This is a genomic window from Pseudoalteromonas sp. SCSIO 43088 (assembly GCF_023650795.1).
In the GTDB taxonomy this organism is placed as follows: Bacteria; Pseudomonadota; Gammaproteobacteria; order Enterobacterales; family Alteromonadaceae; genus Pseudoalteromonas; species Pseudoalteromonas shioyasakiensis.
Map to the genome: position 1 here is coordinate 3,332,035 of NZ_CP072675.1, position 15,390 is coordinate 3,347,424.

General features: G+C 42.3%; 20 protein-coding genes. 13 read left to right on the plus strand and 7 right to left on the minus strand.

Annotated elements, in window-relative coordinates; translation table 11 throughout:
- The first annotated feature begins 3 nt into the window (after positions 1-3).
- Positions 4-1,356, plus strand: coding sequence for a Do family serine endopeptidase (locus tag J8Z28_RS15335; protein ID WP_054561091.1), 1,353 nt, complete (start codon positions 4-6; stop codon positions 1,354-1,356).
- A 98-nt stretch (positions 1,357-1,454) separates the two neighbouring features.
- The gene (locus J8Z28_RS15340) at positions 1,455-2,537 is read left to right on the plus strand and encodes a trypsin-like peptidase domain-containing protein (RefSeq protein ID WP_055020793.1); all 1,083 of its coding nucleotides are present in this window, start codon (positions 1,455-1,457) and stop codon (positions 2,535-2,537) included.
- A 67-nt stretch (positions 2,538-2,604) separates the two neighbouring features.
- Here the strand turns inward: J8Z28_RS15340 and murA are convergent, their stop codons facing one another.
- Genes murA through J8Z28_RS15375 form a run of 7 tightly spaced genes read right to left on the minus strand, consistent with a single transcriptional unit; the run spans position 2,605 to position 7,261 of the window.
- On the minus strand, positions 2,605-3,864 hold the full coding sequence (murA, locus tag J8Z28_RS15345) for a UDP-N-acetylglucosamine 1-carboxyvinyltransferase (RefSeq protein ID WP_055199193.1): 1,260 nt from the start codon (positions 3,862-3,864) through the stop codon (positions 2,605-2,607).
- A 15-nt stretch (positions 3,865-3,879) separates the two neighbouring features.
- Positions 3,880-4,137: a BolA family protein gene (locus J8Z28_RS15350; protein WP_054554171.1), complete on the minus strand. Its 258-nt coding sequence runs from the start codon at positions 4,135-4,137 to the stop codon at positions 3,880-3,882.
- Between the two features lie 5 nt (positions 4,138-4,142).
- Positions 4,143-4,436: an STAS domain-containing protein gene (locus J8Z28_RS15355; RefSeq protein ID WP_054561094.1), complete on the minus strand. Its 294-nt coding sequence runs from the start codon at positions 4,434-4,436 to the stop codon at positions 4,143-4,145.
- Positions 4,429-5,106 (minus strand): MlaC/ttg2D family ABC transporter substrate-binding protein, encoded by a 678-nt coding sequence (locus tag J8Z28_RS15360; protein ID WP_062566527.1) that lies wholly within the window; start codon positions 5,104-5,106, stop codon positions 4,429-4,431. The genes J8Z28_RS15355 and J8Z28_RS15360 overlap by 8 nt, the downstream gene beginning before the upstream one ends.
- Before the next feature lie 2 nt (positions 5,107-5,108).
- On the minus strand, positions 5,109-5,657 hold the full coding sequence (gene mlaD / locus J8Z28_RS15365; protein ID WP_054561096.1) for an outer membrane lipid asymmetry maintenance protein MlaD: 549 nt from the start codon (positions 5,655-5,657) through the stop codon (positions 5,109-5,111).
- A gap of 13 nt (positions 5,658-5,670) precedes the next feature.
- Positions 5,671-6,450, minus strand: coding sequence for a lipid asymmetry maintenance ABC transporter permease subunit MlaE (gene mlaE / locus J8Z28_RS15370; protein ID WP_054554167.1), 780 nt, complete (start codon positions 6,448-6,450; stop codon positions 5,671-5,673).
- Positions 6,443-7,261 (minus strand): ATP-binding cassette domain-containing protein, encoded by an 819-nt coding sequence (locus J8Z28_RS15375; protein ID WP_082710978.1) that lies wholly within the window; start codon positions 7,259-7,261, stop codon positions 6,443-6,445. Before J8Z28_RS15375 ends, mlaE begins: the two co-directional genes overlap by 8 nt.
- Positions 7,262-7,509: 248 nt before the next feature.
- Between J8Z28_RS15375 and J8Z28_RS15380 the strand changes: the two genes are divergently transcribed.
- From J8Z28_RS15380 to J8Z28_RS15430, 11 genes are all read left to right on the plus strand, one after another.
- A complete protein-coding gene (locus J8Z28_RS15380) occupies positions 7,510-8,478 on the plus strand; it encodes a calcium/sodium antiporter (protein WP_062566528.1) in 969 nt (322 codons plus the stop codon).
- 3 nt (positions 8,479-8,481) lie between these two features.
- Entirely contained in the window at positions 8,482-9,453 is a 972-nt protein-coding gene (locus J8Z28_RS15385) for a KpsF/GutQ family sugar-phosphate isomerase (RefSeq protein ID WP_062566529.1), read from the plus strand.
- A 3-nt stretch (positions 9,454-9,456) separates the two neighbouring features.
- On the plus strand, positions 9,457-10,008 hold the full coding sequence (gene kdsC, locus J8Z28_RS15390) for a 3-deoxy-manno-octulosonate-8-phosphatase KdsC (RefSeq protein WP_062566530.1): 552 nt from the start codon (positions 9,457-9,459) through the stop codon (positions 10,006-10,008).
- The gene (lptC, locus tag J8Z28_RS15395; protein WP_062566531.1) at positions 10,005-10,559 is read left to right on the plus strand and encodes an LPS export ABC transporter periplasmic protein LptC; all 555 of its coding nucleotides are present in this window, start codon (positions 10,005-10,007) and stop codon (positions 10,557-10,559) included. The genes kdsC and lptC overlap by 4 nt, the downstream gene beginning before the upstream one ends.
- On the plus strand, positions 10,549-11,070 hold the full coding sequence (lptA, locus tag J8Z28_RS15400) for a lipopolysaccharide transport periplasmic protein LptA (RefSeq protein ID WP_062566532.1): 522 nt from the start codon (positions 10,549-10,551) through the stop codon (positions 11,068-11,070). Before lptC ends, lptA begins: the two co-directional genes overlap by 11 nt.
- Positions 11,067-11,792, plus strand: coding sequence for an LPS export ABC transporter ATP-binding protein (lptB, locus tag J8Z28_RS15405; protein ID WP_062566533.1), 726 nt, complete (start codon positions 11,067-11,069; stop codon positions 11,790-11,792). Before lptA ends, lptB begins: the two co-directional genes overlap by 4 nt.
- Before the next feature lie 107 nt (positions 11,793-11,899).
- Positions 11,900-13,396 carry an RNA polymerase factor sigma-54 gene (locus tag J8Z28_RS15410; protein ID WP_054561104.1) on the plus strand — a complete coding sequence of 499 codons (1,497 nt, stop codon included), beginning with the start codon at positions 11,900-11,902 and terminating at the stop codon, positions 13,394-13,396.
- 27 nt (positions 13,397-13,423) lie between these two features.
- The gene (hpf, locus tag J8Z28_RS15415) at positions 13,424-13,711 is read left to right on the plus strand and encodes a ribosome hibernation promoting factor (RefSeq protein ID WP_036971325.1); all 288 of its coding nucleotides are present in this window, start codon (positions 13,424-13,426) and stop codon (positions 13,709-13,711) included.
- A 3-nt stretch (positions 13,712-13,714) separates the two neighbouring features.
- On the plus strand, positions 13,715-14,167 hold the full coding sequence (gene ptsN, locus J8Z28_RS15420; RefSeq protein WP_054561106.1) for a PTS IIA-like nitrogen regulatory protein PtsN: 453 nt from the start codon (positions 13,715-13,717) through the stop codon (positions 14,165-14,167).
- Entirely contained in the window at positions 14,168-15,013 is an 846-nt protein-coding gene (gene rapZ / locus J8Z28_RS15425; RefSeq protein ID WP_250659654.1) for an RNase adapter RapZ, read from the plus strand.
- A 13-nt stretch (positions 15,014-15,026) separates the two neighbouring features.
- Positions 15,027-15,299, plus strand: a complete 273-nt coding sequence (locus J8Z28_RS15430) for an HPr family phosphocarrier protein (protein WP_054561108.1) — start codon at positions 15,027-15,029, stop codon at positions 15,297-15,299.
- The last annotated feature ends 91 nt before the right edge of the window (positions 15,300-15,390 follow it).

Consider the following 15,390-nt stretch of genomic DNA (forward strand, 5'->3'; position numbering starts at 1 on the left):
ACTATGAAAATGAAATTATCTGTTATCAGTGCTGCTATTTTATCTTCTAGCTTATTATTAAGCCCTGCAATTTCAATGGCAAAACTTCCTGTTGCTGTAAATGGTCAACAATTGCCAACCCTCGCACCTATGCTTGAACAGATCACACCGGGTGTGGTGAGTATTCAAGTGTCAGGCTCTAAAGAAGTTCGCCGCCGTGCGACTCCTTTTGATGACTTTTTTGGTGTTCCTCGTGGTGGCAGTCAAAAGCGTGAATTTAGTGGCCTAGGCTCAGGTGTGATCATTGATGCAGACGAAGGTTACGTGGTAACCAATAATCATGTTATCGAAGATGCCGAAAAAATGGTGGTGACCTTAGAAGATGGTCGCGAATATGAAGCAACTAAAATCGGTAGCGACAAAGAATCAGATATTGCCTTATTGCAAATTGATGCAGAGGACTTAACCGCGCTTAAAATTGCCGATTCGGATCAGTTACGTGTAGGTGATTTTGCAGTTGCCATTGGTAATCCATTTGGTTTAAGTCACACAGTAACATCAGGTATCGTCAGTGCCCTTGGCCGTAGCGGTTTAAATATAGAAGGCTATGAAGACTTTATTCAAACCGATGCAGCTATTAACCAAGGCAACTCAGGCGGTGCGTTAGTTAACCTTAACGGTGAACTGATTGGTATCAACACCGCTATCTTAGGCGCATCTGGCGGTAACGTGGGCATTGGCTTTGCAATTCCATCTACCATGATGAAAAACCTTGTTGACCAAATTATCGAACACGGCGAAGTACGTCGCGGTTCGTTAGGTATTTCGGGACGCCCACTTGATGCAGGCCTTGCTAAAGCACAACAACTTGACGTGAAGCAAGGCGCTTACGTTATGCAAGTAATGGATGATACCGCAGCAAGTAAAGCGGGTATCAAAGCCGGTGATGTAATTATTAGCGTCGATGGCACCGAAATTAGTGGCTTCCATGAACTACGCAGTAAAATTGCCACACTTGGTGAAGGCAAAAAAGTAAAACTGGGCATTTACCGAGATGGCAAAGTTAAAACTGTAAATGTCACACTCGATGGTGCATCAGCAACTACTGCCGCTGGCGAAGAGACACACCCAGCTTTCCAAGGTGCAACATTAGAAAACACTCAGAAGAGTGATGGAAAAGGGGTTGAAGTAACCGGCGTGCAAGCACGTTCTCCTGCTGCTCGTGTTGGCCTTGAAGAAGGTGACGTGATCATGCAAGTTAACCGTCAACGCGTTGAAACAATCCGCGACATGAATAAGATCATCGAAAATACCAAAGGTAACATCGTACTAGGTGTTAAACGCGGTAGAGAGCTTATTTTCGTACTGATCCAGTAAACCTAGTTGATAAATCATGAAAAAATAACAGCGGTGCTTGCCGCTGTTATTTTTTTTGTGCCATCATTAAGGGATTGCTCACTGATAATAAGAATACTGTGCTAAAACTTTTTAAATTTATCCTTCCTCCGCTTTTCACCGGTTTAGGCATTGCCTTTTTAGTGGTGTTATTTAGCCCAAGCCTTCGTAGCACACTGTTACCAGATATGAATTTACCTGCGGCGATATCATCAGAGCACATGAGCTTTGCTGATGCAGTGCAAAAAGCAGCACCTTCGGTTGTTACTATTTTTTCAGAAAGCATTTCCAATCAACCGCGCTATAAACGCCAAAACACCGTTCAAGCTCTTGGCTCCGGCGTGATCATGACCCAAGACGGCTATATTCTTACTAACTACCATGTAATCAAAAATGCCGATCTCATTATCGTTACACTCGCTGATGGCCGTCGCTTTTATGATGTACAAGTGATTGGTTTTGATACTCAAACAGATTTAGCGCTATTAAAGATCAGCGCTGAGCATTTACCAAAAATTCCAGTGAACGATAAATTTAAGCCACGTGTTGGTGATGTTGTTTTAGCGATTGGTAACCCACTTAACTTAGGCCAAACCATTACCCAAGGTATTATCAGTGCGACGGGTAAACAAAATTTAATCGATAGCCCTTACAGCAGCCTGTTACAGATGGATGCTGCGATTAACGTAGGTAACTCAGGTGGCGCGTTAGTCAATTCACGAGGTGACTTAGTCGGTATTACCTCGGCGCAATTTAAAACTCATGAAAATCTCGATATTCAGGGTATCTTCTTTGCGGTACCTTACTCGATTGCCAAAGATGTGATGGATAAGCTAATCAAACATGGTCGTGTAGTCCGTGGCTATTTAGGCTTCAGTGGCACAGGTATTGATAGCACGGGCAAAGATGTAAGTGATAGCTTTACACCTGTTGCAGGAATGCGTATTTCTCAACTTGATCCATTTGGCCCAGCTTGGAAAGCAGGCATCAGAGAAACTGACATTGTAATCAAAATTGGCGGTATTCCTGTAGCAAACCCACAACAAGTGCTTGAGAAACTAGCGAATACAGAGCCAGGTAAAGAACTTGAATTTGAGATTTACCGCGATGGTAAGGTCTTAAAAGTGATGGTAACTGTTGCAGAACTCGAAGACGAGCAGTAGTTACTGAAACAACACAGATATAAAAAAGGCCTAACTGATGTTAGGCCTTTTTTGTAAGTCTTAGCGATTAGCTTGAACGGCGCTTGATATTGGCACCCAGCGCACTCAACTTATCTTCAATGCGTTGATAACCACGATCTACGTGATAGATGCGGTCAACAATAGTCTCACCTTGAGCAACGATGCCAGTAAGAATTAGACTTGCAGAGGCACGTAAATCAGTTGCCATTACCTGTGCGCCCGATAAGCTTTCTGTATCCCCACAAATTGCTGTATTACCTTCTAAGCGAATGTTTGCGCCCATACGCTGTAACTCTGGCACGTGCATAAAACGGTTTTCGAAAATCGTTTCTGTGATGGTTGCACTGCCCTTCGCTACCACATTTAAAGCTGTAAATTGCGCTTGCATATCGGTAGGGAAACCCGGGTGTGGCATAGTCTTAATGTTAACCGCTTTTAGTTCGCGGCCACGCATATCAAGGTAAATGCTGTTATCAGTGACTTCAACCAAGGCATTGGTAGCACGCAACTTTTCAATCACAGGATCAAGACTATGGTGGTCTGTATTTTTACAAAGTACTTCACCGCCAGCCATTGCCGCCGCAACCAAGAAAGTGCCTGTTTCAATGCGATCGGGAAGAATGCTGTATTCACAACCCGATAGTGACTCAACCCCTTCAATTTCGATACGGCTAGTGCCTGCACCACTGATCTTCGCCCCCATCGCAATTAAGCAATTAGCAAGATCGGTAATTTCAGGTTCGCGAGCTGCATTTTCCAGTACAGTTTTACCGTCAGCCAGCGTTGCTGCCATTAGTAAGTTTTCTGTTGCGCCAACACTGACCATCTCCATAAAGATCTCAGCGCCTTTTAAGCGACCATCAACCTTGGCATTAATGTAACCATTTTCAACCTTGATGATAGCGCCCATGCGCTCAAGACCTTGAATATGGATATCAACTGGGCGAGCACCAATTGCACAACCACCTGGCAGTGATACTTGCGCTTCACCAAAACGGGCAACTAAAGGGCCTAATGCAAGCACTGAGGCACGCATTTGCTTTACCAACTCATACGGTGCAAGTGTTTTATCAACCGTCGCACCATCAATGATTAGCTTGTCTTGCTGCCACTCGACATTTGCACCCAGTGTTTTTAACAAGGCTTCTGTGGTGCCGATATCGCGTAAACGAGGAACATTACTAAAGGTACTTTTTCCCTGCCCTAAAAGCGCAGCAAAAAGAATTGGAAGAGCGGCATTTTTAGCGCCAGAAATAGTGACTTCACCTGCCAGCGAGGTGCCACCTTGAATAACAAATTGATCCATTAGGAGGCCCTGCGACTATTGAGGTAAAATAAATTTTTGTTCGCGTTTCCATTCAGTCGGTGTGAACGCTTTGATAGATACAGCGTGGATTGTACCGTCTGAGATTGTTGACATTAACGGAGCATAAACCAACTGTTGCTTCTTCACGCGAGATAAACCATCAAAACACTCACCAACAGCAATCACTTCATAGTGGCTACCATTTGCTTTAACAATCACTTCATCTAGTTTTAGTTCGTCGCGTAATAACGTTTCGACTTGGCTTGTTTCCATAAATCTCACTCAAATAGGTTTGTGACCTGACCCAACTGCATTAAATTTTGCAATTGTTCAGGGCTATTTTGCAGTTCAAGGTGAATACCTTGCTGCTTTAATTCTGCGAAAGAGTGAATTAACCAAGCTAAGCCCGCCGTGTCAACCCTAGATAGCCCAGAAAGGTCAAAATACCATGTTTTATGGCTAGAATCTGGCTTGGCGTTCAGAAGGCGTTCACGGCCAATTGAATTTCGAGTCAGTTCGCCACTGACTCGAAACTGGTTATCTTCAAGTTGAGTAATCTCGACTTTACTCATCGCCACCATCACCTCTAAATTGCACTGGCAGTTGGCTCTTCTGCTCTAGTAAGTCACTTACATAATCTAGACCATGTTGGCGTAAAATACCTTGTAATTCACTTTGTTTAGCATCAAGCAAACTAATACCCTCTGCTATCATATCGTACGCGCCCCAGTCACCACTGCGGTCTTCACGTACTTTAAAGTCGATTCTGATATCAGGTTTACCGGCTTCAACAATCTTAGTTTTAACAACCACCACATCTTGGCCTTTGAAAGGCTGAGGCGGAGCAAACTCAACGCTTTGATTAGTGTATTGAGTAAACACACCTGCGTAAGTAGCAATTAAATACTTTTGAAAAACGTCAATGAAGCGTTGTAACTCTTTAATCGCTTTCGCTTTTTCCTCTTTATCTTCGATAGCACGAACCTTTGACACGTGATTACCTAGTACGCGCAGTGCAGCATACTTGTAGTCAATGTAAGGCATTAGCTCTTCTTGTACGATAACGCGAAGATGCTCTTTGTCTTTCGCAATAAGAGGTTGATCTTTCGTAATACGAGCAAAAGTATTATCTGACACTGTACGAACCATTTTGTACGGGTCTTTTAAATCAACCTTAGGTTCAGCGGCTTGTGCGTTTAGGCTAAACAGCACAGCAATACATAATAAAAACTTCTTAAACATAATTATTCACCACCCTGGTTGAATAAGAACTGACCGATTAACTCTTCTAAAACAAGCGCTGATTTCGTATCAGTAATGTAGTCACCATCTGCAAGCGCTTTACTCTCAACACCAAATAAATCATCTAGATCTGTATCATGCTCACTTGCTGTTACATCTTCACCCATACAGCGTTGCTCAGCAGATTCAGGAGCAATAACAGGGTTAATGCCTAAGTACTGCTCACCTAAAATACCTGATGTCAAAATAGAGATTGATGTTGTGTCTGAAAACTTACATAAGTAATTTGCATCAATCGCCATATTTACCACAGGCACAAACTCTTTTGGGTGAATAAAGATTGATTCAACTCGGCCAACAACTACACCACCTACTTTAATCGGCGCACGAGCTTTTAAAGAACCAATGTTTTCAAACTTTGCGTTCAGTTGGTAAGTCTCACCACTACCACTAATGCCGGCATTCGCAACTTTAAATGCTAATAATGCAAATGCAGCGATACCAAGGGCTACAAAAAAGCCAACTAATATTTCTAATTTCCGTGAATTCATCTTTATACCCTAATTAGCTGGTAAACATTACCGCTGTTAAAATAAAGTCAAAACCTAATACTGCCAATGACGAGTGCACAACGGTTTCTGTTGTCGCTTTACTGATCCCCTCAGATGTAGGAACACAGTCATAGCCTTTGTAAAGTGCAATCCAAGTCACAATCATGGCGAATACAAAACTCTTAATCATGCCGTTCACAATATCTTGTTGGAACGACACTTGCGCTTGCATGATTGACCAGAAGCTTCCTGAGTCAACACCAAGCCAATCAACACCCACTAAATGAGCGCCGATAATAGCAACCGCAGAAAATATTAATGCAAGTAATGGCATACTGATAAAACCAGCCCAAAAACGCGGTGCAATAATGCGTTTAAGTGGATCAATCGCCATCATTTCTAAACTTGATAATTGCTCGGTTGCTTTCATTAAACCAATTTCAGCAGTAAGTGCACTGCCCGCGCGGCCTGCAAACAGTAACGCTGTTACTACAGGGCCTAACTCACGTAATAAGCTCAATGCCACTAAAGGCCCTAAGCTATCTTCAGCACCATAGCCTACTAATACGGTGTAACCCTGCAGGGCGAGCACCATACCGATGAATAAGCCTGACACCATAATGATTAAAAGAGATTGCGAGCCCACCATATATAATTGGCGAACAAGTAAAGGCGTGCCTTTTTTGAAGTTCGGCACATTAACGAGTGCACCAAACAGCATCTGAGTAGAACGGCCAAGCGCAGCAAAGCGCCCTAATGTTTTGTGACCTAACTTCTGGAATAGATCAAGCATTATGCACTCCTAGTAATTCATCATCATACGCAGGAGCTGGGAAATGGAATGGTACAGGGCCATCCGATAAACCATTTAAGAACTGTTGTACAAGTTCGGATTCATGGTTTTGCATTTGCTCTGGTGAACCTTCGCCTATCACCCCTTGATCAGCAATGATGATCACGTGATCAGCGATGCTCATCACCTCTGTTACATCATGGGTCACAATCAGTGATGATAAACCTAGCACCTCATTCAGTGACTTTATTAGTTTAACTAACACACCCATAGAGATAGGATCTTGGCCAGCAAATGGCTCATCGTACATGATAAGCTCTGGATCAAGAGCAATTGAACGCGCTAAAGCAGCACGGCGAGCCATACCACCAGAAAGCTCAGACGGCATTAAGTCTTGTGCGCCACGTAAGCCGACAGCTTGTAATTTCATTAAAACGACAAGTCGGATTAAATCTTCGCTGAGTTGAGTATGTTCGCGCAAAGGAAAGGCGATATTGTCAAACACTGACATATCGGTAAATAAAGCGCCACTTTGAAACAGCATACTCATTTTGGTGCGGGCAGCATAAAGTTCCTTGCGAGTCATGCCAGGAATGCTGTTGCCTTCAAATAAAATGTCACCAGAATCAGGTTTAAGCTGACCGCCAATTAAGCGCAACATGGTGGTTTTACCAATGCCGCTTGGTCCCATGATAGCGGTAATCTTGCCTTTCGGAATGTTAAAACTCATATTTCTATATATGATTCTATCGCCCCGTGAAAAGGTTACATCCTTGATTTCTACTATTGATTGCGACAAGTCGCTCTCCATAACGTTTTTCACTAGTTTTGCCATTTTAAGGGTTTTTTAGTCAAGATGGAAAAAACAAATCGTAAAATTTTGTAATATTTTCTATCAATAAATTCTAAAGCTAGCTGCAAAGAGCTTAACGACACCTGAAATTTAGTTTCCTTGCTAAGCACGCTTTATGCTCGCCAGCCCATTCTTTTACTTATACTTTCAGGTTCGCTTTTGTTACTATTTGCAGTCATCTGTATAAGTAATGTTGGCGTATCACAATGGTGACTTCTTTTGTCATTTTAATTATTGGTTTTGCTGCACTCGTTTGGAGTGCCGATCGGTTTGTTTATGGGGCGGCTGCACTCGCAAAAAATATGGGGATCCCCACCCTAATCATTGGTTTAACCGTTGTTGCTATGGGCTCATCAGCCCCTGAAATGATGGTATCTGCATCGGCAGCACTTGCTGATAAAACAGATACTGCGGTAGGTAATGCGGTCGGCTCTAACATTACTAACATCTTACTTGTACTTGGTGTCACAGCTTTACTACGCCCTCTTTCAGTATCTTCAATGACACTTAAACGTGAAATGCCGCTGGTCCTGTTAATCTCTGTAGCTGCTTGGTATGTGTTCTCAGATAACTATTTTTCGTTCGCTGAAGGCATTGCCTTGATGATTGCTTTTGCCGTGTTTATTGGTGGCTTAGTTATTGTGTCTCTGCGTGCTAAAAACCAAGATGACCCATTTGTCAGCGAAGCATGTGAAGACGTTCCGAACGATGTAAGCACTAAATCAGCCGTATTTTGGTTAGTCATCGGCATGATTTTATTACCCATTAGTTCACACTTTTTAGTTGAATCAGCCGTTGATATTGCGAAATATTTTGGTCTATCAGACCTTGTAATAGGCTTAACCATTATTGCTATTGGTACCAGCTTACCAGAGCTGGCAGCCTGTATTGCAGGGGTATTAAAAAACGAAGACGATTTAGCGCTTGGGAATATCGTTGGCTCAAACATTTTCAATTTACTCGCCGTATTACCACTTGCGGGTATTATCAACCCATCAGTTATTGACCCTTCTGCGGCAAACCGCGATGCACTTATCATGATTGCAGCAACCGTTGTATTGATTGCCATGTCATTGAACTTTAAAGGTGCTCGTCGTATCAATAGAGTAGAAGGTGGCTTCTTGTTAGTCGCATTTATTGCATATCAGGGCTATATTTTCAGCCAAGTAGGATAATTAATGACACAACCTAGCTTTATCGCGCAGGGTAAGCGCGTACTCGAAATTGAAGCACAAGCTTTACAAGAAATTGAGCAATATATAAATCAAGATTTCGATAACGCTTGCCAATTAATGTTCCAATGTACAGGTCGTATTATTGTGATTGGTATGGGCAAGTCTGGCCACGTTGGTAATAAAATTGCGGCGACCCTTGCAAGTACTGGCACACCGGCATTTTTTGTTCACCCTGGCGAAGCAAGCCATGGTGATTTAGGCATGATCACCCGTGATGATGTGGTAATGTGTATTTCGAACTCAGGTGAGACCAGCGAAGTACTTAGTATTATCCCCGTTATTAAGCGTATTGGCGCAAAGATGATTTCACTCACTGGCAACCCAGACTCAACCATGGCAAAACTGTCTGATGTACATGTGTGCATTAAAGTAAGCCAAGAGGCATGCCCGTTAGGCCTTGCCCCAACTGCAAGTACCACAGCAACCTTGGTGATGGGTGATGCAATGGCGGTTGCGTTACTTGAAACCCGTGGTTTCACAGCCGATGATTTTGCGCTTTCGCACCCGGGTGGCAGCTTAGGTAAACGTTTATTGCTTACATTAGATGATGTGATGCACGCAGGCGACGCCACGCCAATCGTTAGCGAAACCCAAAGCATTAAAGACGCACTAATCGAAATGTCAGCCAAGGGCCTTGGTATGACCGCGGTGATTGGTGCAGATGAAAAGTTAGCCGGATTATTCACTGATGGTGACTTACGCCGTATTTTAGAGCAGCGCATCGATATCCATAATACGGCAATTAGCCAAGTAATGACCCGTTCATGTACAACTGCTCGCCCTGATATGCTTGCAGCTGAAGCTTTAAATATTATGGAACGTAAACGTATCAATGGTTTAATTGTGGTAGATCAAAGTAATACGCCAATTGGTGCCCTTAATATGCAAGACCTATTAAAAGCAGGAGTTCTTTAAGCAATGACATTCGCCGAGCTATACCAGCCTCTTAGCCCTGATGTGAGTCAGCGCGCACAAAAAGTAAAATTGCTAATCTGTGATATAGATGGCGTTTTTTCTGATGGCCGAATTTATATAGGTAATGATGGCGAAGAGCTTAAAGCATTTAATACTAAAGATGGCTTTGGTATTAAAGCGCTCATTAATAGTGGCTTTGAAGTGGCAGTGATTACTGGCCGCCATTCACAAATAGTTCAGCAGCGAATGACTAGCCTAACAGTTCAGCACATTTATCAGGGACAAGAAGATAAGCTGATTGCTTATCAAGAGTTAAAAGATAAACTGGGGCTGACCGATGAACAAATTGCCTATATTGGTGATGATGGTCCAGACTTACCAGTAATGGAAAAAGTAGGGTTTGCTGTTGCTGTAAACGACGCACACCCACTGATTAAAAAGCTGGCTCATTACACCACATTATTACCAGGTGGCTTTGGAGCTGTGCGTGAATTAACTGATTTACTCATGTTAGAAAACGGTAAGCCGTTAACTAGCGATGGAACCAGCGCATGAATATAGCCCGTATTTTACTGAGTATTGTTTTTGTTTGTTGCATGGTGTGGTTATGGTACCCGTACTTTAACCAATCAACAGACACAATAACTAGTGAAGACGAGATCATCGCAACACCTGATTACACCGCAGTGGCGTTAAAGCAAACAGCGTATGACGAGCAAGGCAAAATTAGTCATAAAGTGGCTGCTGCTAAAATGGAGTTGTATCAACAATTAGGGTTTACCTTTTTTGAGCAACCTATTTTTACTATTTATGGCGACCAGCAGGTTTGGCAAGTAAAAGCCAAAGAAGCCACATTGTACGAAAACGATCAGCTGATTTTTGAAGGGGATGTAGTTGCTAAAAACTTAACCCATAACGGCATGATCGAAGATATAAAAGCAGAAAACATTAATGTCGACATTGATAAAATGACCATGTTTTCTAAGCAACCTGTGACACTAACAGGACCGAATTTAAAGATTACCGGTAAAGGCTTAAAAGCCGATTTAAAAACCGAAATTGTTGAGTTAACTAACCATACACGAACCATATACTATGACCAATAAACTGAAGAAATTACTCCTGATCCCAAGCTTATTGATTGCCTTTTCGGGCGCAGCTGCCGAGCAAACTGGCGCTCAAATTAGCATTAGCTCAGATCGCCAAGTAGGTAAACTAAAAGATGGCGTTGGCATATTTGAAGGTAACGTAGAGATCGTGCATGGTAATCGTCGTATTACCGCTGAACGCCTTGAAGCACACGGCGGTGACACCGAAGGTACAGTAGAGTTGATTATTGCCACAGGTAAGCCTGCTTACTTCGAAGAAAAGCAAGCTGATGGCACCGTAATGAGCGCTAGCGCAGAAGAAGTACGTTATGATGTTGCAAAACGCTTCTTAACCTTAAATGGTGAAGCTGAAGTTACTCAAGCAGGTCAAAAAGTAACAGCAAAAAGCATTACCTATGATATGGCACAGCAGCTGATCAGTGCTGAAAAAGACGAAAATTCAACAGATCGTGTACACACTATTTTAGTGCCTGTTGAAAATAAAAAAGATAATAAAGGCCAACCATGAGCACATTAAAAGCAGAGCTTTTAGCTAAAAGCTACAAAGGCCGCCAAGTGGTTAAAAATGTCGGTCTTGAAGTTGAAGCTGGCAGTATTGTTGGCTTGCTTGGTCCAAATGGCGCAGGTAAAACAACGACCTTCTATATGATTGTAGGCCTAGTACCTAGCGACAAAGGTAAAATCAGTATTGATGATAACGATATCACCCTTTTACCAATGCATAGCCGTGCGCGTTTAGGTATTGGCTATCTGCCACAAGAATCGTCAATTTTTCGAAAGTTGACGGTTTACCAAAACTTGATGGCCATTTTAGAAACTCGTAAAGATCTAAATAAAACCACCCGCGAAGAAACACTCAATAGCTTACTTGATGAGTTTAGTATTCAACACATTCGTGACAGCCAAGGTATGGCGCTGTCAGGTGGTGAGCGACGCCGTGTAGAAATTGCTCGCGCATTAGCCGCTAATCCTAAATTTATCCTTTTAGATGAGCCTTTTGCTGGTGTTGATCCAATTTCAGTGTTAGATATAAAGAAAATTATTGAGCACCTAAAAAATCGTGGTATCGGTGTACTAATTACTGACCATAATGTTCGAGAAACCCTTGATGTTTGTGAAAAAGCCTACATTGTTTCTCATGGGGAGCTAATTGCATCAGGCACACCTGAGCACGTATTAGCAGACCAAACTGTACGCGATGTATATCTAGGCGAGCAATTCAGGCTGTAACCATTACGCCAGCGACTAGAGCATCTGCTAGACTTATAACAATGACAATAAATCGATAACTGTGTTTATACAGGTATCGATAACTTAAAAAGGATTGTTAGGGATACATGAGGCAATCATTACAGCTGCGCATGGGCCAGCAACTTACAATGACTCCACAACTGCAACAAGCTATTCGTTTGTTGCAGCTCAGTACATTGGATCTCCAGCAAGAAATTCAAGAAGCGCTTGATAGTAATCCTCTACTTGAAGTGGAAGAAGCGGATTACAACGAAGAAAGCACCGGCAAGAATGAGCAAAAAGCTGAATCTGACGATGTACAAGTCAGCGCGTCTGCCGAAGAAGCACCTAGCGAGTACGAGCAAGAAAGTAGTGATGCTCTCAATAAAGACACCGTAAGCGATGACTTAGCAATGGATGTTACCTGGGATGAGTACATGAGTGCCGCCCCTTCAACATCGTCAGGGCCAATGCCTGAAGATGAATCTATCTATCAGGGAGCATCAACCGAAACCCTTCACGAATACCTGATGTGGCAATTGCAACTCACGCCATTTAGCCCTACTGATGAAGCGATTGCTGTGGCAATTGTAGAAGCTATCGATGACTCAGGTATTTTAACGGTAAGCTGTGAAGATATCGTCGAAAGCTTTAATCAAAATAACGATGAAGAAGAAATCGAACTTGATGAAGTCGAAGCGGTCTTAAAAAGAATTCAGTTATTTGATCCTGTGGGTATTGGCGCGCGCAGTTTACAAGAATGCCTGTGCATTCAGCTACGCCAATTCGATGCCGATACGCCATATTTAGCTGAAACTAAAATGGTTTTATCTGAGCATATCGAATTATTAGCGAGTCGCGACTATCGAACTTTGATGAAAAAGACTAAGCTTAAAGAAAATGAGCTTAAAGAAGTGATGACGCTTATTCACAGCTTAAATCCTAAGCCTGCGGATAGCATAGTACGCGAAGAATCTGAGTACGTTATACCTGATGTATCAGTGAAAAAAGTGAAAGGCCGCTGGGTAGTCGAGTTAAACCCAGATTGTATGCCAAAGATTAGAGTGAACAGCCAATATGCGGCGATGTCTCGCTCTGTTAAATCAAGTAGCGACAGCCAATTTATTCGCTCTCACTTACAAGAAGCAAAGTGGTTTATTAAGAGCTTAGAAAGCCGTAACGATACGCTATTAAAAGTGACCAACTGTATCGTTCAACAACAACAAGCTTTCTTTGAGCATGGCCCTGAGGCAATGAAGCCGATGGTGCTAAATGATGTTGCTGAAATGGTCGAAATGCATGAATCGACGATTTCACGGGTAACAACGCAAAAATATATGCATACCCCACGGGGTATTTTTGAGTTGAAATATTTCTTCTCAAGCCATGTCAGCACCGAAAATGGTGGTGAGTGTTCTTCTACAGCAATACGCGCTTTAATCAAGAAGTTAGTCGCTGCAGAAAACTCAGCTAAACCATTGAGTGATAGCAAAATTGCAGATATATTGGCTGAGCAAGGAATTAAAGTAGCTAGACGTACAATTGCAAAATATCGTGAGTCTCTAGCAATACCTCCGTCTAATCAGCGTAAGAGTCTGATTTAGACGTTTTACATAGAAGGAAAAATGCTTATGCAACTAAATTTAACTGGTCGTCATGTAGAAATCACAGATTCATTAAGAGACTATGTAAACACCAAGTTTGCGAAACTAGAAAGGCATTTTGACCATATTAATAATGTTCATGTCATTCTAGATGTAGAAAAATTAAGCCAAAAAGCAGAAGCAACTTTACATGTAAACGGAGGCGAATTGTTCGCTTCTACAGAACATCAAGATATGTACGCAGCCATTGACTCACTGATCGATAAACTTGATCGCCAAGTCATTAAACACAAAGAGAAATTAGCTCGACATTAAATTATGAAACTAAGTTCACTTACTAACCAGGACTGCAGCAAAGCTGCGGTCCTTTTTAATAGCAAAAAAAGAATTCTTGAATATATCAGCGAACTGGCCCACCAGCAGCTTCCTCATTTATCGCAACAAGATATCCTAGATGCTTTACTCAACCGAGAAAAACTAGGTAGCACCGGCATTGGCCGAGGTATTGCTATTCCACATGGCCGAATGAGCGGCGCAGATGAGCCTCATGCATTTGTGATAGTGAGTGAATCCCCTATTAATTTTGATGCAATTGATAATCGTCCAGTTGATATTTTTGTGGCACTCATCGTACCAGATGGTGACTGTCAGCTTCACCTAAAGACCTTATCAACAATTGCTGATAGACTTAAAGATAAAGAATTTTGTAAACAGCTGCGTAGTGCTACTACCGATCAGCAACTGTTTCAGGTCATATCAGCAGAGGCATAAATGGAATTAATAATTATCAGCGGTCGCTCAGGCTCAGGTAAATCGGTCGCTTTACGAGTACTTGAAGACTTAGGCTATTATTGCGTTGATAATATTCCGGTTAATTTACTGCCTTCGCTCGTACGAAGTGTGTCTGATAACTACTATAAAATAGCGGTCAGCATCGACGTGCGTAACTTACCGAAAGAGCAGCAAGAATTTAATGATATTCTTGAGTACCTGCCAGGTTTCGCAAACCCAACACTATTCTATTTAGACAGTGATGACCAAACTCTGATCAAGCGCTTTTCAGAAACACGCCGCTTGCATCCACTATCTATTGATTCTTTGCCGCTTGATCTGGCCATTAAACAAGAAAAAATCCTGCTTGATGTGTTGATCACTCGCGCTGACTTTATGATTGATACCACTGATCTGAGTGTTCATCAGTTAGCAGAATCAATTCGCGAAAAGATTTTAGGTAAAAAAGATAAAAAGCTGATTATTACTTTTATGTCGTTTGGCTTTAAGCATGGTATTCCAAAAGAAGCTGACTACGTTTTTGATGCACGCTTTTTACCTAACCCACACTGGGAACCTGATTTAAAGCCACTAACCGGCCTTGATCAACCAGTAAAAGATTACCTAGCTAGCCACAGCATAGTACAAAAGTTCACGTGGCAAATACAAACCTTTGTGCAAACTTGGTTACCGCACTTAGAGCGCAATAACCGCAGTTACCTGACTATTGCTATTGGCTGTACCGGTGGCCAACATCGCTCTGTTTACTTAGCGCAAACAATTGGTGAGAGCTTTGCCAAAAGCCATGCTAATGTAAAAATTCGCCACCGCGAACAAGACATTTAATTAGGCACCAACAATGCACGCTGAAGATACCTTTTTAATTCAAAATAAACTTGGCTTACATGCTCGTGCTGCTACTGTTTTAGCGCAATTAGCACTGCAATTTGATGCCAAAATTACGCTTTATCAAGATGATAAAGAAGCTGAAGGCGACAGCGTGTTAGCATTAATGCTACTTGAAAGTAGTCAGGGTAAAGAAGTTCGCGTTGTATGCGAAGGCCCTGACGCCGATGCTGCATTAACGGCAATCGGCGAATTAATTGCACAACGCTTCCACGAGCAAGAATAGCATTTGCTAAGACTTCAAGGTTTACGGTAAACTTAATTCGGATATTTAAAATTCCCTTTAAATATCCTACTTTTATATCGCTCGCTTTTCT

Coding starts and splice junctions, on each gene's coding strand:
- J8Z28_RS15380 (WP_062566528.1), top strand. CDS start 7,510: ATGGTGACTTCTTTTGTCATTTTAATTATTGGTTTTGCTGCACTCGTT.
- J8Z28_RS15335 (WP_054561091.1), top strand. CDS start 4: ATGAAAATGAAATTATCTGTTATCAGTGCTGCTATTTTATCTTCTAGC.
- J8Z28_RS15375 (WP_082710978.1), bottom strand. CDS start 7,261: ATGGAGAGCGACTTGTCGCAATCAATAGTAGAAATCAAGGATGTAACC.
- hpf (WP_036971325.1), top strand. CDS start 13,424: ATGCAACTAAATTTAACTGGTCGTCATGTAGAAATCACAGATTCATTA.
- murA (WP_055199193.1), bottom strand. CDS start 3,864: ATGGATCAATTTGTTATTCAAGGTGGCACCTCGCTGGCAGGTGAAGTC.
- ptsN (WP_054561106.1), top strand. CDS start 13,715: ATGAAACTAAGTTCACTTACTAACCAGGACTGCAGCAAAGCTGCGGTC.
- J8Z28_RS15360 (WP_062566527.1), bottom strand. CDS start 5,106: ATGTTTAAGAAGTTTTTATTATGTATTGCTGTGCTGTTTAGCCTAAAC.
- J8Z28_RS15430 (WP_054561108.1), top strand. CDS start 15,027: ATGCACGCTGAAGATACCTTTTTAATTCAAAATAAACTTGGCTTACAT.
- lptC (WP_062566531.1), top strand. CDS start 10,005: ATGAATATAGCCCGTATTTTACTGAGTATTGTTTTTGTTTGTTGCATG.
- lptA (WP_062566532.1), top strand. CDS start 10,549: ATGACCAATAAACTGAAGAAATTACTCCTGATCCCAAGCTTATTGATT.
- kdsC (WP_062566530.1), top strand. CDS start 9,457: ATGACATTCGCCGAGCTATACCAGCCTCTTAGCCCTGATGTGAGTCAG.
- lptB (WP_062566533.1), top strand. CDS start 11,067: ATGAGCACATTAAAAGCAGAGCTTTTAGCTAAAAGCTACAAAGGCCGC.
- mlaD (WP_054561096.1), bottom strand. CDS start 5,657: ATGAATTCACGGAAATTAGAAATATTAGTTGGCTTTTTTGTAGCCCTT.
- rapZ (WP_250659654.1), top strand. CDS start 14,168: ATGGAATTAATAATTATCAGCGGTCGCTCAGGCTCAGGTAAATCGGTC.
- J8Z28_RS15385 (WP_062566529.1), top strand. CDS start 8,482: ATGACACAACCTAGCTTTATCGCGCAGGGTAAGCGCGTACTCGAAATT.
- J8Z28_RS15410 (WP_054561104.1), top strand. CDS start 11,900: ATGAGGCAATCATTACAGCTGCGCATGGGCCAGCAACTTACAATGACT.
- J8Z28_RS15355 (WP_054561094.1), bottom strand. CDS start 4,436: ATGAGTAAAGTCGAGATTACTCAACTTGAAGATAACCAGTTTCGAGTC.
- mlaE (WP_054554167.1), bottom strand. CDS start 6,450: ATGCTTGATCTATTCCAGAAGTTAGGTCACAAAACATTAGGGCGCTTT.
- J8Z28_RS15350 (WP_054554171.1), bottom strand. CDS start 4,137: ATGGAAACAAGCCAAGTCGAAACGTTATTACGCGACGAACTAAAACTA.